This window comes from Microbacterium sp. CSI-V (genome assembly GCF_001984105.1).
GTDB lineage: Bacteria > Actinomycetota > Actinomycetes > Actinomycetales > Microbacteriaceae > Microbacterium.
On sequence record NZ_MTQM01000009.1, the window covers coordinates 1,408,410 to 1,430,873 of the forward strand.

The 22,464-nt window shown below is 71.0% G+C and carries 25 protein-coding genes and 1 tRNA gene; 4 read left to right on the forward strand and 22 right to left on the reverse strand.

Going from position 1 to position 22,464, the window contains the following annotated elements; genetic code table 11:
- Window positions 1–94 precede the first annotated feature (94 nt).
- A complete protein-coding gene (locus tag CSIV_RS17605; protein WP_077052590.1) occupies window positions 95–559 on the forward strand; it encodes a MarR family winged helix-turn-helix transcriptional regulator in 465 nt (154 codons plus the stop codon).
- Window positions 560–792: 233 nt separating this feature from the next.
- Here CSIV_RS17605 and CSIV_RS17610 read toward each other — a convergent pair whose 3' ends face one another.
- From CSIV_RS17610 to CSIV_RS17660, 11 genes are all read right to left on the reverse strand, one after another.
- Entirely contained in the window at window positions 793–2,253 is a 1,461-nt protein-coding gene (locus CSIV_RS17610) for an AMP-binding protein (RefSeq protein WP_077052591.1), read from the reverse strand.
- The gene (locus CSIV_RS17615; protein ID WP_077052592.1) at window positions 2,253–3,359 is read right to left on the reverse strand and encodes an MSMEG_0565 family glycosyltransferase; all 1,107 of its coding nucleotides are present in this window, start codon (window positions 3,357–3,359) and stop codon (window positions 2,253–2,255) included. Before CSIV_RS17615 ends, CSIV_RS17610 begins: the two co-directional genes overlap by 1 nt.
- A 28-nt stretch (window positions 3,360–3,387) precedes the next feature.
- The gene (locus tag CSIV_RS17620; RefSeq protein WP_077052593.1) at window positions 3,388–4,245 is read right to left on the reverse strand and encodes a carbon-nitrogen hydrolase family protein; all 858 of its coding nucleotides are present in this window, start codon (window positions 4,243–4,245) and stop codon (window positions 3,388–3,390) included.
- 24 nt (window positions 4,246–4,269) lie between these two features.
- Window positions 4,270–5,526: an MSMEG_0569 family flavin-dependent oxidoreductase gene (locus tag CSIV_RS17625; protein ID WP_083735207.1), complete on the reverse strand. Its 1,257-nt coding sequence runs from the start codon at window positions 5,524–5,526 to the stop codon at window positions 4,270–4,272.
- Window positions 5,523–5,813: an MSMEG_0570 family nitrogen starvation response protein gene (locus CSIV_RS17630; RefSeq protein ID WP_202400966.1), complete on the reverse strand. Its 291-nt coding sequence runs from the start codon at window positions 5,811–5,813 to the stop codon at window positions 5,523–5,525. The genes CSIV_RS17625 and CSIV_RS17630 overlap by 4 nt, the downstream gene beginning before the upstream one ends.
- A gap of 1 nt (window position 5,814) precedes the next feature.
- Window positions 5,815–6,717, reverse strand: a complete 903-nt coding sequence (locus CSIV_RS17635) for a carbon-nitrogen hydrolase family protein (RefSeq protein WP_077052595.1) — start codon at window positions 6,715–6,717, stop codon at window positions 5,815–5,817.
- Window positions 6,718–6,725: 8 nt separating this feature from the next.
- Complete coding sequence (locus CSIV_RS17640) at window positions 6,726–7,253, reverse strand: MSMEG_0572/Sll0783 family nitrogen starvation response protein (protein WP_077052596.1); 528 nt, start codon at window positions 7,251–7,253, stop codon at window positions 6,726–6,728.
- A 101-nt stretch (window positions 7,254–7,354) separates the two neighbouring features.
- A complete protein-coding gene (locus tag CSIV_RS17645; protein WP_238592400.1) occupies window positions 7,355–8,776 on the reverse strand; it encodes an MSMEG_0567/sll0787 family protein in 1,422 nt (473 codons plus the stop codon).
- On the reverse strand, window positions 8,746–9,840 hold the full coding sequence (locus CSIV_RS17650; protein WP_077052597.1) for an MSMEG_0568 family radical SAM protein: 1,095 nt from the start codon (window positions 9,838–9,840) through the stop codon (window positions 8,746–8,748). Before CSIV_RS17650 ends, CSIV_RS17645 begins: the two co-directional genes overlap by 31 nt.
- 278 nt (window positions 9,841–10,118) lie before the next feature.
- Entirely contained in the window at window positions 10,119–10,385 is a 267-nt protein-coding gene (locus CSIV_RS17655) for a hypothetical protein (RefSeq protein ID WP_139340751.1), read from the reverse strand.
- 112 nt (window positions 10,386–10,497) lie between these two features.
- On the reverse strand, window positions 10,498–10,908 hold the full coding sequence (locus CSIV_RS17660) for an RHS repeat-associated core domain-containing protein (RefSeq protein ID WP_337192222.1): 411 nt from the start codon (window positions 10,906–10,908) through the stop codon (window positions 10,498–10,500).
- A 105-nt stretch (window positions 10,909–11,013) separates the two neighbouring features.
- Here CSIV_RS17660 and CSIV_RS17665 point away from each other — a divergent pair, with 105 nt between their 5' ends.
- Entirely contained in the window at window positions 11,014–11,661 is a 648-nt protein-coding gene (locus CSIV_RS17665) for a hypothetical protein (RefSeq protein WP_077052600.1), read from the forward strand.
- A 222-nt stretch (window positions 11,662–11,883) separates the two neighbouring features.
- Here the strand turns inward: CSIV_RS17665 and CSIV_RS17670 are convergent.
- A tRNA-Pro gene (locus CSIV_RS17670) sits at window positions 11,884–11,957 on the reverse strand.
- Window positions 11,958–12,101: 144 nt separating this feature from the next.
- Here CSIV_RS17670 and CSIV_RS17675 point away from each other — a divergent pair.
- Entirely contained in the window at window positions 12,102–12,680 is a 579-nt protein-coding gene (locus CSIV_RS17675; RefSeq protein WP_077052601.1) for a GNAT family N-acetyltransferase, read from the forward strand.
- Between the two features lie 39 nt (window positions 12,681–12,719).
- Complete coding sequence (locus tag CSIV_RS17680) at window positions 12,720–13,103, forward strand: RNA-binding S4 domain-containing protein (RefSeq protein ID WP_077052602.1); 384 nt, start codon at window positions 12,720–12,722, stop codon at window positions 13,101–13,103.
- Between the two features lie 92 nt (window positions 13,104–13,195).
- On the opposite strand, the gene CSIV_RS17685 is transcribed toward CSIV_RS17680, so the two are convergent.
- The 10 genes from CSIV_RS17685 to xerD all read right to left on the reverse strand — a co-directional run bounded on the left by CSIV_RS17685 (window position 13,196) and on the right by xerD (window position 22,463).
- A complete protein-coding gene (locus CSIV_RS17685; RefSeq protein ID WP_077052603.1) occupies window positions 13,196–14,098 on the reverse strand; it encodes an NUDIX hydrolase in 903 nt (300 codons plus the stop codon).
- A 204-nt stretch (window positions 14,099–14,302) separates the two neighbouring features.
- Window positions 14,303–14,746: a DUF805 domain-containing protein gene (locus tag CSIV_RS17690; RefSeq protein WP_077052604.1), complete on the reverse strand. Its 444-nt coding sequence runs from the start codon at window positions 14,744–14,746 to the stop codon at window positions 14,303–14,305.
- Window positions 14,747–14,952: 206 nt separating this feature from the next.
- Window positions 14,953–16,476, reverse strand: a complete 1,524-nt coding sequence (gene der, locus CSIV_RS17695) for a ribosome biogenesis GTPase Der (protein ID WP_077052605.1) — start codon at window positions 16,474–16,476, stop codon at window positions 14,953–14,955.
- Window positions 16,466–17,206: a (d)CMP kinase gene (cmk, locus tag CSIV_RS17700; protein ID WP_083735208.1), complete on the reverse strand. Its 741-nt coding sequence runs from the start codon at window positions 17,204–17,206 to the stop codon at window positions 16,466–16,468. The genes der and cmk overlap by 11 nt, the downstream gene beginning before the upstream one ends.
- Window positions 17,199–18,332, reverse strand: a complete 1,134-nt coding sequence (locus CSIV_RS17705; protein WP_077052606.1) for a prephenate dehydrogenase — start codon at window positions 18,330–18,332, stop codon at window positions 17,199–17,201. Before CSIV_RS17705 ends, cmk begins: the two co-directional genes overlap by 8 nt.
- A gap of 52 nt (window positions 18,333–18,384) precedes the next feature.
- Complete coding sequence (locus CSIV_RS17710) at window positions 18,385–19,146, reverse strand: pseudouridine synthase (protein WP_077052607.1); 762 nt, start codon at window positions 19,144–19,146, stop codon at window positions 18,385–18,387.
- The gene (gene scpB, locus CSIV_RS17715; RefSeq protein WP_077052608.1) at window positions 19,143–19,742 is read right to left on the reverse strand and encodes an SMC-Scp complex subunit ScpB; all 600 of its coding nucleotides are present in this window, start codon (window positions 19,740–19,742) and stop codon (window positions 19,143–19,145) included. Before scpB ends, CSIV_RS17710 begins: the two co-directional genes overlap by 4 nt.
- The gene (locus CSIV_RS17720; RefSeq protein ID WP_077052609.1) at window positions 19,732–20,568 is read right to left on the reverse strand and encodes a segregation and condensation protein A; all 837 of its coding nucleotides are present in this window, start codon (window positions 20,566–20,568) and stop codon (window positions 19,732–19,734) included. The genes scpB and CSIV_RS17720 overlap by 11 nt, the downstream gene beginning before the upstream one ends.
- Entirely contained in the window at window positions 20,552–21,454 is a 903-nt protein-coding gene (locus CSIV_RS17725) for a ParA family protein (protein WP_202400785.1), read from the reverse strand. Before CSIV_RS17725 ends, CSIV_RS17720 begins: the two co-directional genes overlap by 17 nt.
- A 79-nt stretch (window positions 21,455–21,533) precedes the next feature.
- Entirely contained in the window at window positions 21,534–22,463 is a 930-nt protein-coding gene (gene xerD, locus CSIV_RS17730; protein ID WP_077052610.1) for a site-specific tyrosine recombinase XerD, read from the reverse strand.
- Window position 22,464 lies beyond the last annotated feature (1 nt).

The window sequence follows — 22,464 nt, forward strand, 5'->3', positions numbered from 1 at the left end:
GAGCTCCCTGTGTCCGTGTCGTCGCAACCGCTCGGGAGATTGGTTGTCGCTACAACTAACTTAGGATGGACGCGTGGTATTCCAGGCACCCCGAATGACCCCCGAAGAGTCGGCGGCGTGGGTGGGGCTGGTCACCGTCAGCCAGCTCCTGCCGGCCGCGCTCGACGCACAGCTCCAGCGCGACTCGCGACTGACCCACTTCGAGTTCACCGTGCTCACGGTGCTCCGGTTCGCTCCCGAGCAGACGCTCCGCATGTCCGCGCTCGCCGCGGAGACGGCATCCACCCTCCCCCGCCTCTCGCACGTGTGCGCGCGGTTGGAGAAGCGCGGACTCGTCGAGCGGTTCGCCTCCGCGGAGGATCGGCGCGCGACCGATGTCCGCCTCACCGCGGACGGCCGCCGCGACCTCATCCGCGCGACCCCGCGGCACATCGAGACGGCGCGACGACTCGTCGTCGATGCCCTCACTCCGGCGCAGCTCGACGCGCTCGCCGAGATCACGGCGGTCATCCGGGGACGGCTCGAGGGCGGCTCCGAGTCGGCCACCGAGGCTCACTGACGCGTCGGGCACTCAGATCGCGCGCATGCGGTTGTTCCGCGCGTCGTGGGTCAGCTCCGCGAGTCCCGTGATCTCGTCGATGCCTGGACGCGACCGAGGCGTTCCTGCGCCACCTCGCCACATGACGACGCGCGTCGCGCCGGTTCTCGTGGATGCTCCCCGGAGGGTAGGAACGAGACATGGATGCCGCGATCGCCACCGGGGGACGCGCACGAGCACGCGCGTCGCGCCCCTCAGCGGTCGCTCGTCAGCGCGTCGTCCCCGCCGCCACCGATGCGCGCGGCGAGCGCCGACCGCCGCACCTTCCCCGCGGCGTTCCGTAACGGCGTCGGCCACAGGTGGAGGGCGACGGGCGCCCGCCGGCCGAGCCCGGCCCGAGCCTCCGCCAGGACGAGCGGAAGGGCTTCCGCGTCGGAGAGGCGGACCGCGGCGTGCACGACCTGCCCCAGGTCGTCGTCGGGAACGCCGAACGCCACGGCTTCCTCCACCGCGGGGTGGGCCTCCAGCGCGGCCTCGACCAGGGCGGGAGCGATCTTGTCGCCGCCGCGGTTGATGATGTCGTCCGCCCGGTCGTGCAGGAACAGATAGCCGTCGGCATCCACGTGTCCGATGTCGCCCAGCGTGTCCCACCCGTCGTCGTCACGGCGTGATGACGCGCCCACGTACGAGTACGCCGCCGCGTCGCCCCGTCGCATCCACACCAGACCGCTCTCGCCGGCGGAGACGTCGGTGCCATCCTCGGTGCGGACGCGGATCTCCGTTCCTGCGATGGGTCGCCCCACGCTCCTCGGGCGCTCCCGCCATTCCGTGCCGGTGATGCGGGTGAGGCCGTTGGACTCGCTGCCGGCGTACACCTCGTCGACGCGCTCGGGCCCGATCCAGTCGAGGAACGCGCTCTTGAGGGCCGGGGCGCACGGCGCGCCCATATGCAGCACGCTCTCGATGCTCGCGACCCGCTCGACCGCGCGCACCTCGGGTGGGAGGCGCAACAACCGTGCCATCATCGACGGTACGAGCAGTCCCCACGTGGCTCGATTCGCCTCGACCGCGTCGATCCAGCGAGCCGCGTCGAAGCGGTCGAGGATCACCAGGCGATGCTGCGTGAGCAGACCGCGGAACGCGTACGTGAAGACCGCGGAATGCCAGAGCGGCCCGGCGACGATCTGCGTCGCCCTCCGGGGCAGGAACTCGGCGACGGGTCGCGACGGGTCGAGGGTCGCGGGTGCTGCCGCGCGCACGATCTTCGGTCGCCCCGTCGATCCCGAGCTCGCCGGCGCCTTCCAACACGACGCCGCCAGGTCGGGAAGCGGGCCGGTCCGCGCGGGCAGGCGCAGATCGGGAAGCCAGACGACGCGATCCGACGAGGGCTGCGCGCCGATCGCGGTGGCCGGGCGAGCGAGCGACTCGAGCTCGGCCCGCTCCGACGGAGTGAGGTCGCTCGACAGCGGCTGCGGGGTGGCCCCCGCCCGCCAGATCCCGAAGCAGGCCGTCACCATGTCGCGGCCGTTCGGGAGCGACACCGATACGAGGTCGTCCTGCCGGACACCGCGGTCGACGAGCGTGTGCGCGAGCGTCGACGCAGCGGCATCCAACTCCCCCGCCGTCATCGTTCCTTCCGCATCGACGACGATCGGCTCGTCGGGGTCGGCCGCGGCCCGGGCGGCGAGGATCGCCGAGAAGGTGCGCGTCGGCATCAGGGGCCGCCGATCGGCAGGCGCGCGTAGAACTCCTCGTGCGCGCGCGCGGCGCGGTCCCACGTGTGCGCGCGGGCGAGGGCGACCCCCGCCGGGGTGTCCGTCGGGGCGCCACCGCCGAGGAGCGCGTCGAACCGCTCGGCGATCTCCGTCGGGGTCGAGGCGTAGAGCACGGTGTCGCCGAACACCTCGCGGATCACCGGCAGATCGCGCGCCACGACGGGGACGGATGCCGCGAGAGCCTCCATCGCGGCGAGACCGAAGCCCTCCTTCGTCGAAACGAACGCCAGGGCGCGGGCCGCGGCGACGAGGGAGGGCAGGGCGTCGTCGTCGACGGGTCCCAGGACCGCGGGCTCGATGCCGAGCTCCGCTGCCCGCGTCTCGAACCGCGCGCGGTAGTCGCGGTAGTCGAAGAGCGTCTCCCCGCCCCCGAACACCAGCCGGACGTCGGGGCGCGTGGTCCGCACCGCGGCGTAGGCCTCGAGCAGGTCGATCGAGCCCTTGCGCGGTTCGATGCCCCCGAGTGCAAGGATGTAGTCGCCGAGCTGCGACGCCCACCGCGCGCGTCCCGCATCCCCGTCGACGCCGGCAGCGGCGCCGAAGCGCTCGGCATCCACCCCGTTCGCGATGACCGCGGGACGCACGCCGTAGTCGCGCTCCACCTCCCGCGCGACCGCGTGCGAGACGCACAGGCGAGCCACCGGCTCGATCACGGCGCGGTCATGGCAGGCGACGAGTTGCGGGGTCGTGAACGCGTCGAGGTGATGGATCGTCCGGACGACCGGGATGCCACGGCGCAGCGCCGCGTTCGCCGAGATGCAGTCCTGCGCGTGGACGACGTCCGCCGCGGTGTCGAGGGCGGCGGCCAGGAGCTCGATCGACCGTTCGATGCGCTCGCCCACGCCCTCGCCGTCACGCGGAGGAAACGGCACCACGCGAACGTGCACCCGCGGGTCGACCGGACGGAAGAACGCCGCGTCGTCGCCGCGCCCGAGCGTCCACACCTCGACGTCGTGGCCACGCGCGGCGAGCGCCTCGGCGAGCGCCAGGGTGTGCACGACCCCGCCGCGGGGTTTGGTGGAGTAGGTCAGCTGCGCGATGCGCATGATCGTCCTTTCCGCGGCTGCGGGCGGTCTACGCCGGTGCGGTCAGCCGGTAGGCGTGCTCGGCACGCTGGGCGAGGTGGTTGAGCGAGCGTCGCGCGCGGGCGACGTCGGCGGAGACGTCGGCCTCGGCGACGGCGAGGCCGCCTTTCGCCCAGGTCTTGGCGACGATCTCGCCCGCGGGGTCGACGACCTTCGCCTGGCCGAGGAACCGCAGTCCGCCGAGGACGCCCGTCTGATTCGACGACACCAGGTAGACCTGGTTCTCGGCGGCGCGCGCGCAGTCGTACAGGTCGAACAGGTGCGCCTGGCGGTCGTTGCGGATGCGGTCGGAGCGATCGGTGACGCTGGCCGGCCACGCGCTCAGGCACGCGATGATCTCCGCGCCGTCCAGCGCCACCGACCTCGCCGCCTCGGGGAAGGTCTTGTCGAAGTCGATGAGCATGCCGATGCGTCCGACCGGGGTGTCGAACGCGCGGAACTCCTCGCCCGCGGCGTACACGTCGGATTCCCCCAGCGGCAGGTGCACCTTGCGATGCACGCCGAGCACGCCGTCCCCGGTGACGCACACCGCGGTGTTGTAACGCCGCTCCCGACCGTTCTCGACCGCGCGTTCGGCGATCCCGAAGCACACCGTCATATCGCCGGCCAGGGCGATGATCGCCGCCGTCTCGGGCCCGTCGATCTCGACCGAGTGCGGGATGCCGTCGCCTTCCTCCACCGGGTGGTGGAGGTCGAGCAGGTAGCCGCCGATCGTGGCATCCGGGAGCACGAGCAGGTCGACCCCGCGCCCGCGGGCGTCCTCGACGATGCCGGGGAGTTTGGCGAGCGTGCGTTCGACGTCGCGACCGAAATGGGCCGCCACCGCAGCCATCGTGACGGATGCCATTCCCCGAGAGTACGCGGTAGCCGCTCAGCGCACCGCGAGGACGTCCCGCGACGCCGCGACGATCGAGGCGGCGACATGTTCGGCATCCCGGGCGATCGCGTGGAAGCGACCCGACCCCCACGTGTGCAGCCAGGGCAGCCCGACGAACGAGAATCCCGACACCGCAGTGATCCCCCGCTCGTGCAGGGGGTGGCCGCTCACGTCGAGCACGCCGAGGTCGCCGAGCCACGACCAGTCCGCGCGGAAGCCGATCGCCCAGACGACGGCGTCGACGTCGTCGAGGTCGAGCGTCGTCGGACCCCCGTCGGGCGCCCACACCGGTCGGTAGCGCTCCTCGGTCGGGGCGTCGATCCCCTGGCGGGCGATGTAGGCGTCGATGTCGTTCTTGATCGACTCGGCCACCGAGTCGGCGTGGTCGAGGTTGGCCGCCAGCGTTTCGTCGAAGGCGAGAGTGCCGTCGGTGATGCCGATCGCCCGCCCGTGGAGGCCCATCCCCTGCGCCGCGAACAGACGCAGGTCGATGTCGCGCCCCCCGTCGCGGCCGGTGACGTAGTGATTGGTCGCGGCGCGTTTCGCCGCGGCCTGCGCACCCGCCGGTACGTCGTAGACGCCCATGTCGGCGAGCCACGTCATGCAGTCGCGTCCTCGGTAGAACCGCGCCACGCGCGGGGCGCGCCCCACGGCGAGATGCACGCGGCGCCCCTCGAGGTGGAGGTCCTCGGCGATCTGCGTCCCCGACTGCCCGGTGCCCACCACGAGCACCGTGCCCGGCAGTTGCCCGGCGTTGCGGTAGTGGTGGGAGTGCATCTGCACGATCCGATCGGGCAGAGCGCCGGCCCACGACGGGGTGATCGGCCGGTGGTATCCCCCGGTCGCCGAGGTCACGGCGTCGGCGGTGATCTCCCCCACGCTGGTCTGCACGACGAAGACCCCGTCGTCGCGGCGGTCCACCCGCCGCACCTCCACGCCCTCGGCGAGGGGCGTGTCGAAGCTGTCGGCGTAGCCGCGCACCCAGGCGTAGACCTCGTCGCGGGTCATGAACCCGTCGGGGTCGGGACCGTCGTACGCGTAGCCGGGGAGGCGGCAGTGCCAGTTGGGGGTCACGAGGGTGAAGTTGTCCCAGCGGCCGTCGCGCCATTCGTGCGCCGCCGACTCCCGTTCGATGACCACGTGCTCCACGCCCGCCTGCACGAGATGCCAGCTGACCGAGAGGCCGGCCTGCCCGCCGCCCACGATGACGGCGGGATAGTGGTCTCCTGCCCGGAGCTCGACGGGGATCACGACGCCACCTCCGGAAGCGGCGGTTCCATGCGGAGCACCGTGACCTCGCCGGCGCCGTAGGCGGCCGCCGTCCGGACGATCTCGTCGCGCGAGGCCATCGCCGATGTGCACGCGAAGCCGTACGCGGCGCGCACGCGTTCGCCCGCGGCATCCAGGGCTTCGCTCGAGCGCGCGACGAAGTCGACCACGCCGTAGCTCTCCCCCGTCGAGAGGTAGTCGTGCATCACCAGGCTCGGTGAGTAGTGCGACGACTCGGCACCGTCGGGCCAGCGGACGGCGAAGCGCATCTCAGGCACGGGCCAGCTCCTTCCATCCCTCGACGTGCGCGCCGGTGGTCTCGGCGACCGGGCCGTAGACGTCGGGGCGGCGGTCGCGCAGGTGGAACATCCCCCCGCGCATCGCCCGGAAGGTGTCCTCGATGTCGATCTCGGCGATCGCGAGCCCGGTCCCGAGCAGGGTCGTGGCGAGGATGTTGCCGCCCGGGTCGACGACCTTCGCGTTGCCGACGTACCGCAGCGACCCGAAGGTGCCCGACTGATTGGATGCCATCCAGAACACCTGGTTGTCGAGGGCGCGCGCGATGTCGAACTGGTTGAACCGGTAGGTCCACCGGTCGTCCTGCAGGTTCTCCGCGGTCGCGGTGCGGGCCGCCGGCCAGGCCGACATGCTGACGACGATCTCGGCACCGTCGAGGGCGAGCATGCGCGCGGCCTCGGGGAATGCCTTGTCGTAGCAGATCTGCATCCCCACACGTCCGACGGGGGTGTCGAACGCCTGGTAGGTGTCGCCGGCCGAGTACGACATGTTCTCGCCCAGCGGCTGATGCACCTTGCGGTACGAGCCGTAGATGTTCTCGCCGTCCAGGCATACCGCGGCGTTGTACCGCGTCTCGCCGTCGTCGGCCAGCTCGCAGAACCCGATCGTGACGATCATGTCGCCGACGAGCTCCTGCACGCGGGCGATCTCGGGGCCGTCGAGCCGGATGGCGGGCGGCATCGACTTCGTCGTGGTCTTGATCGTGTCGCCGTGGTTGCCGAGCGACGAGAGGTACCCGCCGATCGCGGCCTCGGGGAACGCCAGGAGCGACACTCCCGCGGCCCGCGCCTCGGCCACCAGATCGGCGATGAGCGCGTAGTTCTGCTCCAGATCCCGGGTGAAATTCGCCGAGACGGAGGCGACGGTGATCGACATGGCGGGCCTCAGAGGTTGTAGGTCGAGTTGATGATCGCGCCCTTGCGCGCGTAGTAGATGAGCGCGTCCTGCACGTCGAGCGGGTGCGCGGGGATGACGCCCTCGATGAGGTCCTCTTCCCGGATGCCGTGGAGCGCGAGACCGAAGCGGCAGCAGTAGACCGTGCCGCCCTCCTTGATGAACGTCTCGAGCGAGTTGTTCATGTTCAGTTCGCCGGGGAAGCCCGCGTCGCCCGTGGTCGGGAAGCCGCGGTTGGCGGTCGCGGCCAGCGTGCCGGGGCCGTAGAGGTAGATCGCCGATTCGAAGCCCTTGCGCAGAGCCCGCGTCGCTTGGAGGATTGCGACGAAGCTGACCGAGGACTCGTGCGGGATGCCGTGAATGAGCGTGAAGTAGGTCTCGCCGTCCTCGGCCTGGAAGTCGGGGAAGAGCTTGGTCGAGCCGTAGATGTTGCTGCCCTTCGGGAGGGCCGGGTGGGGCACCTCGCCGAGCGACTTGGCGATGTTCTCGGCGATCTGAGCGTCGATGTCGGTGGTCATGGTCGTGTCCTTCACGTCGGTGGAGCCGGGGATGGAGCGCGTTCTGGTATCAGAATCGCGGCGGGATGTTTCGAATTGGTTTCTGCCGGAATGAGGTTGCGTTACGCCTGGCCGAGGCCGGTGGCACCGGCGTCGACGGCGACGGTCTCGACGCCGTCGGGCCACCGCAGCACCACCCCGGGAGCACCGGTGAGCGCGCCGATCGTCGACGACGTCGCGAGCGGCGAGGAGATCGGCGGGGCGTCCGCGGTGAGCATGCCGAAGCCCGGGAAGCAGGTGAGCCAGTCGCCGAACGCGGCGGCGTCGGGGGCGGGGACCTCGGCCACGTCGATGCGCGCGCCGGTGCCGGATGCCTCGGCGAGCATCGCCGCCGTCCCGATGATCCCGGCCATGCTGACGTCTTTCGCCGCCGCGGGGCGATGCTCCGGAATGACGCCCGCGAGATGGCGGAGCTCGGCGCCGGTGCGGGTGGAGGTCGAATCCCACTGGCGGCCCTCGAACCCGCGCCGCCAACGTCCGTGCAGGTCGACCGTGAGGCCCAAACTCTGGCCGGGCCTCCCTCCTCCCCCGGGCACGGGGTGGGCCGTCCGACCGATCGCCGTGACCGCGAGCGACGACGCACCTCCCCATTGGGTGTGTCCGCCGAGGATCGGGACGCCCCACGCCACGGCGGCGCTCCGCAGGCCCGAGACGATGCGACGGACCGCCGACGCGGTGGGTGCCGACACGGCATCCATGAGGCCCACCGCGTGCGCGCCCATCGCCGACAGATCGTTGACGTTGACGAGAACCCCGCACCAGCCGGCCCACTCCGGGTCCTTGTCGATGAGGGCGGGGAGGATCGCGTCGGTGGCCACGACGACGTCGGTGCCCGAGACGAGAGCGCCGTCGTCACCGATCCAGCCGGCGCCGCCGAGACCGTCGGGGTGATCGTCGCGGATCCCCGACAGCACCTCCCCGAGGGGGTTCTTCGTCGCCCGCACGAGGGCTGCGAACCGGTCGATGGGCCACCGCATCCGCACGTGCGGCGCCCCCGCGACTGTGGTCTCGCCCCAGCGCTCCCACCCGAGGTGCCGGAAGAGCGGCTCGTTGCGGTCCTGCACGGTCGCTTCGAATCTCACGACCCCGCGGGCCACGGCCTCGCGGCACGCCGCGCGCACCAGGGCGGATCCGATGCCCCCGGCGTGGCGCGCGCCGCGCCGCACCGCGAGACGACTTCCCGTCCACCATCCGATGTCGCGCGTCGTCGCGGGGGCGAGCCGCACACCGCCCAGGACGTCTCCCGCCGGAGTCACCGCGACCAGCACCACGGTGCGCGGATCGTCGTCGATGTCGTCGTGGTCGTTCGCGTCGAAGAGCCCCTGCTCGTCGACGAAGACGTCACGCCGCAGTGCGCGGTAGGCCCGCGTCCGGGCGTCGTCCGCGACGTGGATCTCCCACGCCGGCACCTCGAGCCGCGCGCGCGAACCGGTGAGCACCGGCACGTCGAACATCACGCGCCCGCCGTCTTGAGGATGCTGCACGCCCCGCACGCGGCGCAGCCCGCGCGCTGGTCCTCGCCGCGCATCCCCGCCGCGTGGAGGAGCCCTGCCACGCGCGAGGTGATGTCGTCGACGACCGCGCGATGCGGGGCCGGGACCTTGTCGATGTCGGTCGCGAGCGTGCCCTTGAGCGGACGGAAGGGGACGACGAAGGGGTACACGCCCATCTCGATGAGCTCGCGGGCGCCCTCCACGGCTTCGTCGGGGTCCTCCCCCATTCCGACGATCAGGTACGTCGACACCTGGTTCCAGCCGAATACCCGCACCGCTTCACGCCACGCGGCACGGTACTCGTCCATGCTGACGCGGGATTTCCCCGGCATCCATCGCCGACGCACGTCGTCGTCCATGGATTCGACATGGATGCCGATGGACCGGGCGCCCGCGTCGTAGAGGTCGGTGATGGCCTGGAGATCGGCGGGCGGCTCGCACTGCACCTGGATCTCGAGCTGAGGAACGGCGGCCTTCACCGCACGCACGCAGCGGGCGAGATGCTTGGCGCCGCGGTCCCAGCCGTTGGATGTACCGGTCGTCATGACCATGTGCGTCACACCGTCCAGGCGCACCGCGGCCTCGGCCACCTCCGCGAGCATCGCCGGCGTCTTGACCGCGATGGTCGTGCCGGCGTCGAGCGACGCCTCGATCGCGCAGAACCGGCAGCGCTCGCTCTCGTCGTACCGCACGCACGTCTGCACGACGGTCGTGGCGAGGACGTTCTTCCCGTGCAGCTTTGCGATCTTGTCGTAGGCCACTCCCTCGGCCGTCTCGAGATCGTAGAACCGGGGCCGCACGACCGGCGCGACGTCGAACCCGAGGTCGGCGCCGTCGCGCGTCAGCCGGCCGGCCGCCGTGACCACGTACGGACTGTTCGGGTTGAGGGGGATCGCCGCCCCCTCCCCGTCGACGACGAAGTGACCGTCATCGCTGGGACCCGCTCCACCCGTGCGGCGCACGGGGGCGTCGCTGCGGACGCCGAGGAGAGCTAGGCTGACACGGGTCGAGACCCGGTCACGATCCACCGGTGCAAGGGCTGACGCGTTGTCCATGCAGTCCAGTAGAACCGCGCGGTGTTTCCATACGACGACGGTCGGATAGCGATCGCGTTTCGCGGTTCGCGTGGGTGATGGACTCCCGGGTCAGGTTCGCGTGTTTCCTCACGCTGTCGCCCTGTGCTCACACCTGTTCGACTACACCGCCCTTCTCGCTTACAGGCCCGCCCCTCCGTCGAAACGAACCCGGGAGCCGCGGCTTTCTGCGGACGCAAGGGGCGATACGCCGTGTGGCGCGCTGCTCGCGGAATCGAGATCGTGGGCCGTCCGACAGATCACTCCGGTTCCTCGTCTCGCGCTACACCTGCCATCATTTCGCGGTACTGCTTGCGTTCGTTCCGAATCACCACCACAGCAGTGGCGACTGCGATGAGCAGGAGAGCCGAGCCACCAAGAACGGGAGCTAGGACCGTTTGCATGTCTCCGGCGGCGCCTACGGTCTTGATGCCGACCACGAGGAAGATGAAACCCGTTACCGCCATAGCCATCGGCAACGTCAGCAGTGCGGTGTACAAGAGAATCCGTCCCTTAACCAGGGGCATCACCACTCACCGTAGAACACACCTCCTGCGGTTCTCCCGGCGAGCCCCCCGAATCCAGCGCATCCAAGCCCGAGAAGCGCCGTCCCGCCTGCTGTGAGGGTGGCCGAAGCGGTCACGCCAGCAAACAAGCTGCACCGGTGAGGCCTCCGACGATGCTCGGGCCGACATCGTTCCAGCCCAAGCTGCCGGACAATGCCTCTCCGATTGTGGTGCCGTTCATCCAGGCATCGACGGCGGCGGCTCCGTACTCGAGGGCTGCGGACACCCACCTAGTCCCACTGGGATCGGATCCGTTGATCGGGTTGGGGCTCCCGTAGATGTACGTGTTGGCCTCCTGACCAGTGGGATCCATCTGCGTGAACCGACCGAGGCTGGTGTCGTAGTTACGCCGGTCGCTCCTCGCGGCCGGCTTTCCCACCGCTGGAGGAGTGGGTCGAGGCCAGGCCGCTGGTGCGGGTGTCGTTCCCCTGAGGCGGACCCACGCCCCGACGGATCGCGACGGACGGACGGCGAGCCTGCACACGCGTCACGGTTCGGTATCGCGTTCCGCAGGATCGAAACGATGTCGCTATCGTGAGGCGACGCCCGCCCATTGGGGGACGCGGGCACCATCGAAAAGAGAACGACAATGAGCGCGCCCACGAGCAGCACCGAGCCCGCCGTCGTTCCACCGAAGCCCGGGGTGAAGCGCATGTGGCACCTGGCGCCGCTCAGAGTGCGCGCCGGGGTGGTCACTGTCGCTGTGATCGCCATCCTGGGCATCGTCGGAACCGTTGTCGCAACCAGCATCGCGGCGCAGAACGCAGCGAACTGGGAGGTGCTGCGCCAGCGAGGAATTCAGCAGTCGGAGACGATCTCGAAGCTCGAATCGAGCCTCGCCCGGGCCGAGTCCGATCGCGACCGCGCCGTAAAGAACCTTGTGCCGCAGACGGAGCTCACGCAGCGTGAGCAGACCGTAGCCGCAGCAGAGAAATCTGTCGGTGACCGCGAGGCGGCGGTGAAGGGGCGCGAAGACGCGATCACCGCGAAGGAGAACTTCGTGAAGCAGACGTCGCTGACCGGTGGCAAGTACACGGTCGGCGTCTCGATGGAGGCTGGCACTTACCGCACGGAGAACACGAACTCCCGCTGCTACTGGGCGGTGTACACGTCGGGCACCAACTACGACGACATCGTGCAGAACGACCTCGGGGCAACAGGCGTGCTCACGGTGACGATCAACCAGGGACAGGACTTCGAGACGAACAGGTGCGGTACCTGGGTGAAGATCGGCTGACCAGCGCCCCTGACTCCCTGCGGGTGACTGCGATGGCGCCCGCGGTCAGACAACGAGCGGGGATACGGCAATGTGTCGTTTGACATCCACGCGATGCTGGCGGGGCGAAGACTTCGGATGAGCCCGGATCAGCCCGACCGCCCACTTCGTCCCGCGGCAGGAACCCACCGACGACAAGAGGCCCGGACCCCCGCATTTCCGCGGGGATCCGGGCCTCAACTGTCGGGATGACAGGATTTGAACCTGCGACCCCTTGACCCCCAGTCAAGTGCGCTACCAAGCTGCGCCACATCCCGTCGCCCGCGAGCGGGCAACTCGATTATCTTACCCGCTCCGCGCACGTCCCGCGAACCAGCGCCGCCCCGGGCGTGTGCGCGTACAGAACCGCAACCCCCGCGGCATCCCTTGCCCGTGACCGACCCCCTCGCTACGGTCGCCGCATGGCTATCGAGATCCTCCCCGCGACCGGTGACCGCTTCGACGACGCCGAGACCGCGCTCGACAGCGGCGACGGCCCCGAGTGCCAGTGCCAGTGGTGGCTGCTGCCGAACGGTCCGTGGAAGGACGCGTCGGTCGCCGACCGCACCGAGATGTTCCGCGCCGAACTCGACGGCGACCTGCCACCCGGACTCATCGCCTACGTCGATGGCGAACCGGCCGGGTGGGTGCGTGTCGGCCCGCGGACGGCCCAGCCTCGACTCGCCCGCACACGCAACGTCACCGGTTCCACGACCGAACCGCTCGACGACGACCGCGTCTGGGCGGTCACGTGCTTCGTCGTCCGCAAGGCCCACCGCGGTGGCGGGCTGATGCGCGACCTGCTGGATGCCGCCGTCGACGCCGCCCGCGAGGGCGGCGCGCGCGTCGTCGAGGGGTATCCGCGCGACCCGTCCGCGGCGAAGATCCCGGTGAACGACCTCTACCTCGGCACGGTGTCGATCTTCGAAGACGCGGGGTTCACCGTGGTCGACCGCCCCCAGCCCGACCGCGCGCTCGTGTCCCTCACGCTCCGCGACTGATCCCCCCACCTACGATGGAGGTTCCCCGAAGGAGCCTCGATGACGGATGCCACGCCCACCGCGCGCGTCGACGCGTGGCTGTGGGCCATCCGCGTCTACAAGACCCGGTCCGCCGCGACCACGGCGTGCCGCGCGGGTCATGTGCGCGTCAACGGCGAGCGCGCGAAGGCCGCCCAGCCGGTCCGCCCGGGCGATGAGCTGCGCGTGCGGATCCAGGGTTTTGACCGCATCCTGGTGGTGAAGAAGACCATCGCGAAGCGTGTCGGCGCCGCCCTCGTCGCCGAGGCTGCCGACGACCGCACTCCCCCGCCGCCGCCCCGCGAGAGCACCCCCTTCGTGCCCGTCCGCGACCGCGGCGCCGGACGCCCCACGAAGCGCGACCGCCGCGAGATCGAGAAGCTCCGCGGGCGCGACCTCGACTGAGGCCGCACAACACCAGCGATCCGCACAACCTCACCCACGATCCCGGGCGTGCAACTCACCCCGCGCGAACCACTGAGCCGACGTCGCCGGCCTCAGTCCAACTGCTCCCGCAGCCACCGCACCCCGCGCACCGACGCGCCGAGCTCCTCGACGCGCGCCGCGAGCCCGCGGTCGCTGGTCACGACGATCACGGGGTTCCACGACGCCACGAGCTTCCGCGCGACGGCGACGATCTCGTCGTCGCCCGAACCCGCAGCCCGGAACACGCCCACCTGGTCCGCGTCCACGTCCGCCGCCCGCGCGTCGCCCTCGAGCACCGCCGACACGAACGGGAACCAGCGCGTCGCCGCGAGACCGAGGTGCTCGGCATCCACCCCGTCGATCGCGAGCCGCGAGAGCTGCGCCAGCAATCGCGACGCGGCCCCGGCGCGGTCCTTCCACCATCCGTCGGGCACCGACCCCACGACGTTCGCGACGTCGACGATCACCGCGGGTCGCACCGACAGCGCGTCGCGCAACATCGGCCACGCGGAAGCGAACCCGGGGTGGAGGGGGCGGGATGCCACCTCGTCGACCGGCACCCACTCCAGGGCCACGCTCTCGGGGTCGCTGATGACCGGCTCGAACGGTGTCGTCACGTCGGCGACGAGCGTCGAGTACGACCAGATGCCGAGGTCGAGGACGCTCTCGAACCGAGGTTGCACGGCATCCACGGGGACCCCCGCTTCCTCCGCTGACTCGCGCAGCGCGCCGTCGCGGGCGGATTCGCCCTGGTGCCGCGCGCCACCGGGAAGGGCCCACGTGTCGCCGAAGTGGCTCCACGAGACGCGGTGCTGCAGCAGCACGCCGCGCTGAGCGTCGACGGCGAGCAGCCCTGCGGCGCCGAAACGTCCCCAGTAGCGCTCGCCCGTGGGCGCTTCGACCCAGGCGTCGCCGGGATCGCGGGGTCCGTGCGGACGCCGCGGCTCACCGGGGGCGGGGGGTTGGATCGTCATCCTCCCCAGCCTGGCACAGCCACAGCCCGCGAGACGCCCCGCGTGTCACACGCCGCCGTCCGCCGCGAAAACCCCGGCCGGAACGGCGAGACTGCATCCCCCCGACGATTCCACTGCAGTGTGCAATGGCGACGTCAGGTGGATGCAGTCTCGCGGCTCCCGCGTCAGCGACCCCGGCCGCCGCCCGGCACGACGCGCGACGGACTACCGGTCGAAGCGAGCACCCTGGGGGTTCGGTCCGAGCAGCGTGAAGATGAACAGGATGAGACCGCCGACGAGCGGCACCAGACCGATGAAGACCCAGAATCCGCTGTGGTTGGAGTCGTGCAGGCGCCGCACCAACACCGCGATGCCGGGGACGATCGTCCCGAGCCCCCAGACGATGACCAGCACGAGGAAGACGATGCCGAGGCCCGTGCCGACGACGACGGCGCCGTCCGAGCCGGCCTTCAGGCCTCCCGTGACCAGCGCGAGGATCTGCAGCACGAAGTTGACGACGGCGGCGACGAGCCACCACCACCAGTACTCGCTGCGGCTCGCGCGACCGGTGAACGTGGCGTACTTCGCGAAGAACCGGCGGACGGCGGCGCTCAGCGGAGCCCCGTAGTACGGCTGATCGAGCGGCGGCGCGCTGACGGAACTGGACATGATGCTTCCCCCTTCGGCATCCCCCACGGATGCGCGTCTGCGGGCCGAACGCCCGCCTCACGGACACTACCGACCGACCGCCTCCGCGCCCAGGAATTTCTCAGACTGTGACGGCCCGGACACCCGGCGGACGGAAACCCGGGGATGCCGAGACCCCCGGACAACACGAACGCCCCGGCCGGAACCGGGGCGTTCGTGGGGGCGACTCAGCGCTGGCGCTTCTCGCGGATGCGCATGTTCAGCACGATCGGGGTGCCCTCGAAACCGTAGATCTCGCGCAGGCGCCGCTGGATGAACCGGCGGTAGCCCGGGTCGAGGAACCCGGTGGTGAAGAGCACGAAGGTCGGCGGACGCGTCGACGCCTGCGTCCCGAACAGGATGCGCGGCTGCTTGCCGCCGCGCAGCGGGTGCGGGTGCTCGGCGACGAGTTCGGCGAGGAACGCGTTGAACTTGCCCGTCGGGATGCGCTGGTCCCACGACTCCAGCGCCGTCTCGAGCGCCGGCACGAGCTTGTCGAGGTGACGACCGGTGCGGGCGGAGATGTTCACGCGCGGCGCCCACGTCACGTGCGCGAGGTCCTGCTCGATCTCGCGCTCGAGGTAACGGCGACGGTCGGCGTTCTCCATGTCGTCGTCGTTCAGGCGGTCCCACTTGTTGAACGCCAGCACGAGCGCGCGCCCCGACTCGAGCACCAGGTCGATGATGTTGAGGTCCTGCACGCTGATCGACTGCGACACGTCGAGCACGACGACGGCCACCTCGGACTTCTCCAGGGCGGTCGAGGTGCGCAGCGACGCGTAGAAGTCGGCGCCCTGCTGCAGGTGCACGCGGCGACGGATGCCGGCGGTGTCGACGAGCGTCCAGAGCTTGCCGCCGAGCTCGACGACCTCGTCCACGGGGTCGCGGGTGGTGCCCGCGAGCTCGTTCACGACGACGCGCTCCTCGCCGGCGGCCTTGTTCAGCAGCGACGACTTGCCCACGTTCGGGCGGCCGAGGATCGCGACGCGGCGCGGGCCGCCGATCTCGTACTTGGCGACGGCCGAGATCTCTGGCAGCACCTTCATGAGCTCGTCGAGGAGGTCGGCGACACCGCGGCCGTGGATGGCCGAGACGGGGTGCGGCTCACCGAGACCGAGGTTCCACAGGGCCGCGGCCTCGGGCTCCTGGCGGGCGTCGTCGACCTTGTTCGCCACGAGGAACACGGGCTTCTTGGTCTTGCGCAGCAGCCGCACGACGTGCTCGTCGGTCGCGGTCGCGCCCACCGTGGCATCCACCACGAACAGGACGACGTCGGCGAGATCGATCGCGACCTCGGCCTGCGCGGCCACCGAGCGGTCGATTCCGCGCGCGTCCGGCTCCCAACCGCCCGTGTCCACCAGCGAGAACCGGCGGTCGAGCCACTCGGCCTTGTAGGTCACGCGGTCGCGGGTGACGCCCGGGGTGTCCTCGACGACGGCCTCGCGGCGGCCGAGGATGCGGTTCACCAGCGCCGACTTACCGACGTTCGGGCGACCCACGATCGCCACGACCGGCAGCGCCGGCAGGAACTCGATCCCGTCCTCTCCCCCGGCGAGACCCGCGAGCAGCGCCGCGTCGTCCTCGTCGAGGTCGAAGTCCTCGAGGCCCGCGCGCAGCGCTTGCGCGCGCTGTTCGGCCAAGACCTCGTCCAGCTCGGCCATCTTCTCGGCGAGCTGGTCGGGCCCGCCTTCGTACTCGTCGTCAACGCCCATCGCGGGCTCCCATCGTGGAGTCGACGACGTTCAGCACGGCGTCGACGGTCTGTTCGAAATCGAGGTGGGTCGAGTCGACGACCTGCACGCCGGGGGCGGCGGTGAGGAAGTCGACGACCGTGGAATCAGCCGCATCGCGCTTGTGCAGCGCTGCCGCGACCGCGGCGGCGTCCTGCGAGGTCAGCTCGGCGCTGCGGCGGGCGGCGCGCACCTCGGGCGCCGCGGTCAGAAGGATGCGCACGGGCGCATCGGGGTACACGACCGTGGTGATGTCGCGGCCCTCGACCACGACACCCCGCAGGCCCGAGGATGCCACGAGCCGACGGAACAGGTCGTTCACGGCCTGGCGCACGGCGGGGACGCGGGCCACGCCGCTCACGGCATCGGTCACGCGCGGTTCGCGGATCGCCGCGGTGACGTCCGTTCCGCCGACGCGGACCCAGCGGTCGGCCGGGTCGAGCGAGATGGCGTAGTCGAAGTCGCCGAAGACCTCCAGCACCGCGGTGGCATCCGAGGTGTCGCTGCCGTGCTCGAGCGCGTGCCACGCGAGGGCGCGGTAGGCGGCCCCGGTGTCGAGGAATCCGTAGCCGAGGCGTACGGCCGTGGCCTTCGAGACGCTCGACTTGCCGCTGCCGGCGGGACCGTCGATCGCGACGACGGCGGGAACTCCGGATGCCGATCCCTCGGCGGGGGCGACGACGCCGGGCCGGAAGATGGTGGGTTCAGTCATGGGTGGTGCTCGCAATCCGCCATCCGCGCTGCTGGAGCCCGTCGACGGCTCGGCGGACGGCGTCGGGGACGACACTGATCTCGGCCAGGCCGAAGGGGGCCCCCGGCGAGTGCTCGAGACGCAGGTCTTCGACGTTGACGTCGAGGTCGCCCAGCTCGCCGAAGAGGCGGCCGAGCTGGCCGGAGGTGTCGTCGACCATGACGACGAAGGTGTCGAACCGGCGGTTCTGCCCGTGCTTGCCGGGCAGACGCTCGACGCCCTCGTTGCCGCGACGGATGGTGTCGGCCACGGTGCGGCGGGCGCCGGGGGCGTCCGGATCGCGCAGTGCGGCGGCCACGTCGCCGAGGTCGGAGGCGAGCTGGTCGAGCACTTCGACCACGGGAGCCGCGTTGGCGCCGAGGATCTGCACCCACAGTTCGGGGGCGGATGCCGCGATGCGGGTGGTGTCGCGCACGCCCTGTCCCGCGAGGCGCAGGGACCCGTCGGGCGCCTCGACGAACCGGCCGGCCAGGAGGCTCGCGACCAGCTGCGGCACGTGCGACATCAGCGCGACGGACTCGTCGTGCTCTTCCGGGGTCATCTCGATGAGCGTCGCGCCCAGGTCGAGGGCGAGTCCCTCGACGAGGGACAGATCGTGCGCCGAGGTCTCGGCATCGCGGCACACCACCCACGGGCGTCCGACGAAGATGTCGGCGCGCGCGGAGATCGCTCCCCCGCGTTCGCGTCCGGCCATCGGGTGCGACCCGATGTAGTGCGTGAGGTCGACGCCGCGCGAACGGAGTGTCCGCAGCGGCTCGAGCTTGATGCTCGCGACGTCGGTGACCACGGCGCCCGGGTAGGCCGCGAGCTCGCGCTCCACGACGTCGGCGACGACGTCCGGCGGTACGGCGACGACGATCAGCGACGGCCGGTCGTCATCTCGCTCGGCGCGCCCGGCGCCGTAGTCGATCGCGAGACGCAGCTGCGACGGCGACGTGTCGGAGAGCACGACGTCGACGCCGAGAGCGGTGAGGGCGTGGCCGACGCTCGCCCCGAGGAGGCCCGACCCGACGACGCGGACCGTGCCGCTGGTACGGGTCGCCAACGGCGCCTCCGCGCGCGCGGACGTTCCGTTCGGTTCGATCATCGGGTCTCCTGCTGCCCTGGCGGTGGCGTTCGCACCGCGCGGCGCCCGAGGGTCACTCGGCCGGAGCGGCCGAAGTGTCGCCGTCTCGACGAGACAGCGTGAGCAGTGCGCCACGTTCTACTGTAGTCAACTCGCGGGCCTTCCCCACCGGGAGAGTTCCCAGGTGAAGGGGGCCGAACTGGCGCCGCACGAGTTCGACGACGGGGTGGCCGACCTCGGCCATCATGCGTCGCACGATCCGATTCTTCCCCGAGTGCAGCGTCAGCTCCACCAGACTCTCCCCGCGCGAGGAGTCCAGGAGCCGCGCCTTGTCGGCCGCGATCCGCCCGTCCTCGAGCTCGACGCCCTTGATCAGTCGCTGGATCGTCTGCGGCAGCACCTGCCCCTCGACCTTCGCGATGTACACCTTCGTCACGCCGAACGAGGGGTGCGCGAGCACGTGGGCGAGGTCGCCGTCGTTGGTGAGGACGAGGAGCCCCGAGGTGTCGGCATCCAGGCGTCCGACGTTGAACAGGCGCTCATCCCAGTCCTGCGTGAAGCGGCGGAGGTCGGGGCGCCCGCGGTCGTCGCTCATCGAGCTGACCACGCCGGTCGGCTTGTTGAGGATGACGTAGCGCTTGGACGTGTCCAGCTGGATCGCCGTGCCGTCGACGTCGACGAGGTCGGTCTCGGGGTCGATCCGCGAGCCGAGCTCGGTGACCACTTCGCCGTTGACCCGCACGCGGCCCGCGACGATCATCTCTTCCGCGACCCGGCGCGAAGCCACCCCCGCGTTCGCGAGCACCTTCTGCAGGCGTACGCCCTCTTCGCTCATCTGAGCACCTCTCCGTCGAATCCGTCCGCGCCGTCGTCGAGCAACGGCGAGATGTGGGGCAGCTCGTCGAGCGAGTTGATGCCCAGGTTGACCAGCAGCTGGTCGGTCGTTCCGTAGTGGATCGCGCCCGTGTCCGGGTCGGTGAACACCTCGGTGATGAGTCCGCGGGCGAGGAGCGTCCGGACGACCGAGTCCACGTTCACCGCGCGGATGGATGCCACCTGCCCCCGCGTCACGGGTTGCTTGTAGGCGATGACGGCAAGGGTCTCCAGCGCGGCCTGCGACAGCCGCGAGGGCGCCTGCGTGTTCACGAACTCCCCTACGACGTCGTCGTACTCCTCGCGGACGTACAGCCGCCATCCGCCCCCGACTTCGCGCAGTTCGAAGCCGCGGCGGGGTCCGCCGGTCTCACCGTCGTAGTCGGCCACGAGCCCTTCGATGGCCTGACGCACGGCCGGGACCGGTGCGGCGACGGCCGCCGCCAGCGACACGAGGCTCTGCGGCTCGTCGAGGATCAGCAGGATCGCCTCGAGCCGGCGGGCGACGGATGCCGTGTCGTTCGGGCGCGCGGCGGGCTCGGTCGGGTCATCGGTCATAGTCGGCTCCCAGGGCGGCGAGGTTCTCTTCCGACCACCTCTCGGCGGTCCAGCGCAGGGTCAGCTCCCCCAGCGGTTCGAGTTGCTCGAACGACAGCGCGGCGTGGCGGTACAGCTCGAGGATCGCGAGGAACCGCGCCACGACGACCCCGGTCTGCGTCACTCCGGCGACCAGGTCGCGGAAGTTGAGCGTCCCCGATCCGCGCAGCAGCGTCACGACGATCGCGGCCTGCTCGCGGATGCTCACCAGCGGCGCGTGCAGGTGATCGAGGCCGACGGTCGGCGGCTGCTTCGGCGCGAGGGCGACCACGGCGAGCGCGGCGAAGTCCTCGGCGCTGAGCGTCCACACGAGCTCCGGGACGGCGCTGCGGTACTTGGCATCCAGCCGCACGTACCGCGTGTGCCGACGGTCCTCGCGCTGCAGGCACCGCGCGAACCACGCCGACACCTCTTTGAAGGCCCGGTACTGCAGCAGACGCGCGAAGAGCAGGTCGCGCGCTTCGAGCAATGCCACGGACTCGGCATCCACGAGCTCGCCCTGCGGCAGGAGACCGGCGATCTTCATGTCGAGCAGGGTCGCGGCCACGACGAGGAACGCGGATGCCTCGTCCAGATCGCCCTCGGGGCCGAGGGCGCGGAGGTGCGCGATGAACTCGTCCGTGACCCGGCTCAGCGCGACCTCGGTGATGTCGAGCTCGTGCGCCGAGATCAGGTTCAGCAGCAGGTCGAACGGTCCGTCGAAGACGGGCAGCGAAACGCGGAACCCGGTGGAGTCGACGCCCTCCGGCGCCGCGGGGACGATGCCGTCGTCAGGCGACGGCGCCACGGGCGACCAGCTCCCGCGCCAACCGCAGGTAGGCCTGTGCGGCGGCGTGCTCGGGCGCGAACTCCGTGATCGGCATGCCCGAGACCGAGGCATCCGGGAACTTCACCGTGCGTCCGATGACCGTTTCGAGGACGTCGTCGCCGAACGCCTCGACCACGCGCTCCAGCACCTCGCGCGAGTGGAGGGTGCGCGGGTCGTACATCGTGGCGAGGACCCCGTCGAGCTCGATCGCGGGGTTGAGGCGATCGCGCACCTTGTCGATCGTCTCGATGAGGAGGGCGACACCGCGCAGCGCGAAGAACTCGCACTCGAGCGGGATCAGCACGCCGTGGGCGGCGGTGAGCGCGTTGACGGTGAGGAGTCCGAGCGACGGCTGGCAGTCGACCAGGACGACGTCGTAGTCGGCGGCGACCTTGCGGAGGACGCGGGCGAGGATCGTCTCGCGCGCGACCTCGTTGACGAGGTGCACCTCGGCGGCCGACAGGTCGATGTTCGCGGGGATCAGATCAAGGCCCTCGACACGGGTGTGCACGATCGCCTCGCGCGGGTCGCGCTTGGTGTCCAGAAGCAGATCGTAGATCGTGGGCACGTCGTGCGTCTGGATGCCGAGACCCGCCGACAGCGCACCCTGCGGGTCGAAGTCCACGGCGAGCACGCGGCGGCCGTAGCCCGCGAGCGAGGCGGCGAGGTTGATCGTCGTCGTCGTTTTGCCGACGCCGCCCTTCTGGTTGCAGAGGGCGATGATGCGGGCGGGACCGTGGCTGTCGAGCTTCGCGGGCGTCGGGAATCCGCGGTACGGCCGTCCGGTGGGTCCGATGATGACCTCGTCCGCGCTCTTCGCCGTCCCCTTCGTGCTCGCCGACACCGAGTCTCCCGCCTTCGTCATAACGGTGTCGAGTCTACTCGCCGGCCCGTCGCCCGCCGGGAGACCACGCGGTGAGCATGGCCGTTCCGGCCGCCGATGTTCACCGCGCCCGCGGGTGCGCGGTGGCGTACACATCGCGCAGAGCGTCGACCGAGACGTGCGTGTAGATCTGGGTCGTGGCCACCGACGCGTGACCGAGGAGTTCCTGCACTACGCGCACGTCGGCGCCGCCCTGCAGCAGGTGCGTCGCGAAGGAGTGCCGGAGCGTGTGCGGCGAGACGTGCGCGGTGAGCCCCGCCCGCTCGGCGGCGGCCTGGATGATGAGCCACGCGCTCTGGCGCGACAACGGCGCCCCGCGGACCCCGAGGAACAGCCGCGGAGTGGCCCTACCCTTGGCCGCCCACGCGGGCCGGACCCGCGTGAGATACGCCTCCACGGCGGCGCGGGCGTATGACCCGACCGGGACGATCCGTTCCTTCGCGCCCTTGCCCCGCACCCGCAGCACGTCGCCGTGCGCGGTGTCGTCCACGTCGAGCTGCACGATCTCCGACACGCGCGCGCCGGTGGCGTACAGCAGTTCCAGCAGCGCCCGGTCGCGGACGGCCGACGGATCGGCCGCCGTGGCGTCCTCCGACCCGGGCGCGGGGCCAGCGGCATCCAGGAGCTGTTCGACCTGACCGATCGACAGCGCCTTCGGGAGCCGACGAGGCGCTTTCGGTGGGCGCAGCCGCCCGCTCGGGTCGTCGTCGGCGCGTCCTTCGCGCACGAGGAAGCGGTGCAGCCCCCGCACCGACGACTGCAGCCGCGCGAGGGACGAGGCGGCGGGCGGCGGCTCCGCCGAGGCGCGCTCGGCGGCGAACTCGGCCACCGTCGCCGAGGTCACGGCATCCGTGTCGCCGATCCCCCGCGCGACCAGCCATTCCGTGTAGACGGCGAGATCGCGGCGGTACGCGGCGACGGTGTGGTCCGACAGGCCCCGCTCGAGCGAGACGTGCCGGAGGTACGTCTCGACCGCGCGCCCGAGGTCCACG

Excerpts from the sequence above, each read along its gene's own strand:
- CSIV_RS17605 (WP_077052590.1), top strand. The coding sequence starts at position 95 with ATGACCCCCGAAGAGTCGGCGGCGTGGGTGGGGCTGGTCACCGTCAGC.
- CSIV_RS17610 (WP_077052591.1), bottom strand. The coding sequence starts at position 2,253 with ATGCCGACGCGCACCTTCTCGGCGATCCTCGCCGCCCGGGCCGCGGCC.
- CSIV_RS17615 (WP_077052592.1), bottom strand. The coding sequence starts at position 3,359 with ATGCGCATCGCGCAGCTGACCTACTCCACCAAACCCCGCGGCGGGGTC.
- CSIV_RS17620 (WP_077052593.1), bottom strand. The coding sequence starts at position 4,245 with ATGGCATCCGTCACGATGGCTGCGGTGGCGGCCCATTTCGGTCGCGAC.
- CSIV_RS17630 (WP_202400966.1), bottom strand. The coding sequence starts at position 5,813 with ATGCGCTTCGCCGTCCGCTGGCCCGACGGTGCCGAGTCGTCGCACTAC.
- CSIV_RS17635 (WP_077052595.1), bottom strand. The coding sequence starts at position 6,717 with ATGTCGATCACCGTCGCCTCCGTCTCGGCGAATTTCACCCGGGATCTG.
- CSIV_RS17640 (WP_077052596.1), bottom strand. The coding sequence starts at position 7,253 with ATGACCACCGACATCGACGCTCAGATCGCCGAGAACATCGCCAAGTCG.
- CSIV_RS17650 (WP_077052597.1), bottom strand. The coding sequence starts at position 9,840 with ATGGACAACGCGTCAGCCCTTGCACCGGTGGATCGTGACCGGGTCTCG.
- CSIV_RS17655 (WP_139340751.1), bottom strand. The coding sequence starts at position 10,385 with ATGCCCCTGGTTAAGGGACGGATTCTCTTGTACACCGCACTGCTGACG.
- CSIV_RS17665 (WP_077052600.1), top strand. The coding sequence starts at position 11,014 with ATGAGCGCGCCCACGAGCAGCACCGAGCCCGCCGTCGTTCCACCGAAG.
- CSIV_RS17675 (WP_077052601.1), top strand. The coding sequence starts at position 12,102 with ATGGCTATCGAGATCCTCCCCGCGACCGGTGACCGCTTCGACGACGCC.
- CSIV_RS17680 (WP_077052602.1), top strand. The coding sequence starts at position 12,720 with ATGACGGATGCCACGCCCACCGCGCGCGTCGACGCGTGGCTGTGGGCC.
- CSIV_RS17685 (WP_077052603.1), bottom strand. The coding sequence starts at position 14,098 with ATGACGATCCAACCCCCCGCCCCCGGTGAGCCGCGGCGTCCGCACGGA.
- CSIV_RS17690 (WP_077052604.1), bottom strand. The coding sequence starts at position 14,746 with ATGTCCAGTTCCGTCAGCGCGCCGCCGCTCGATCAGCCGTACTACGGG.
- der (WP_077052605.1), bottom strand. The coding sequence starts at position 16,476 with ATGGGCGTTGACGACGAGTACGAAGGCGGGCCCGACCAGCTCGCCGAG.
- cmk (WP_083735208.1), bottom strand. The coding sequence starts at position 17,206 with ATGACTGAACCCACCATCTTCCGGCCCGGCGTCGTCGCCCCCGCCGAG.
- CSIV_RS17705 (WP_077052606.1), bottom strand. The coding sequence starts at position 18,332 with ATGATCGAACCGAACGGAACGTCCGCGCGCGCGGAGGCGCCGTTGGCG.
- CSIV_RS17710 (WP_077052607.1), bottom strand. The coding sequence starts at position 19,146 with ATGAGCGAAGAGGGCGTACGCCTGCAGAAGGTGCTCGCGAACGCGGGG.
- scpB (WP_077052608.1), bottom strand. The coding sequence starts at position 19,742 with ATGACCGATGACCCGACCGAGCCCGCCGCGCGCCCGAACGACACGGCA.
- CSIV_RS17725 (WP_202400785.1), bottom strand. The coding sequence starts at position 21,454 with ATGACGAAGGCGGGAGACTCGGTGTCGGCGAGCACGAAGGGGACGGCG.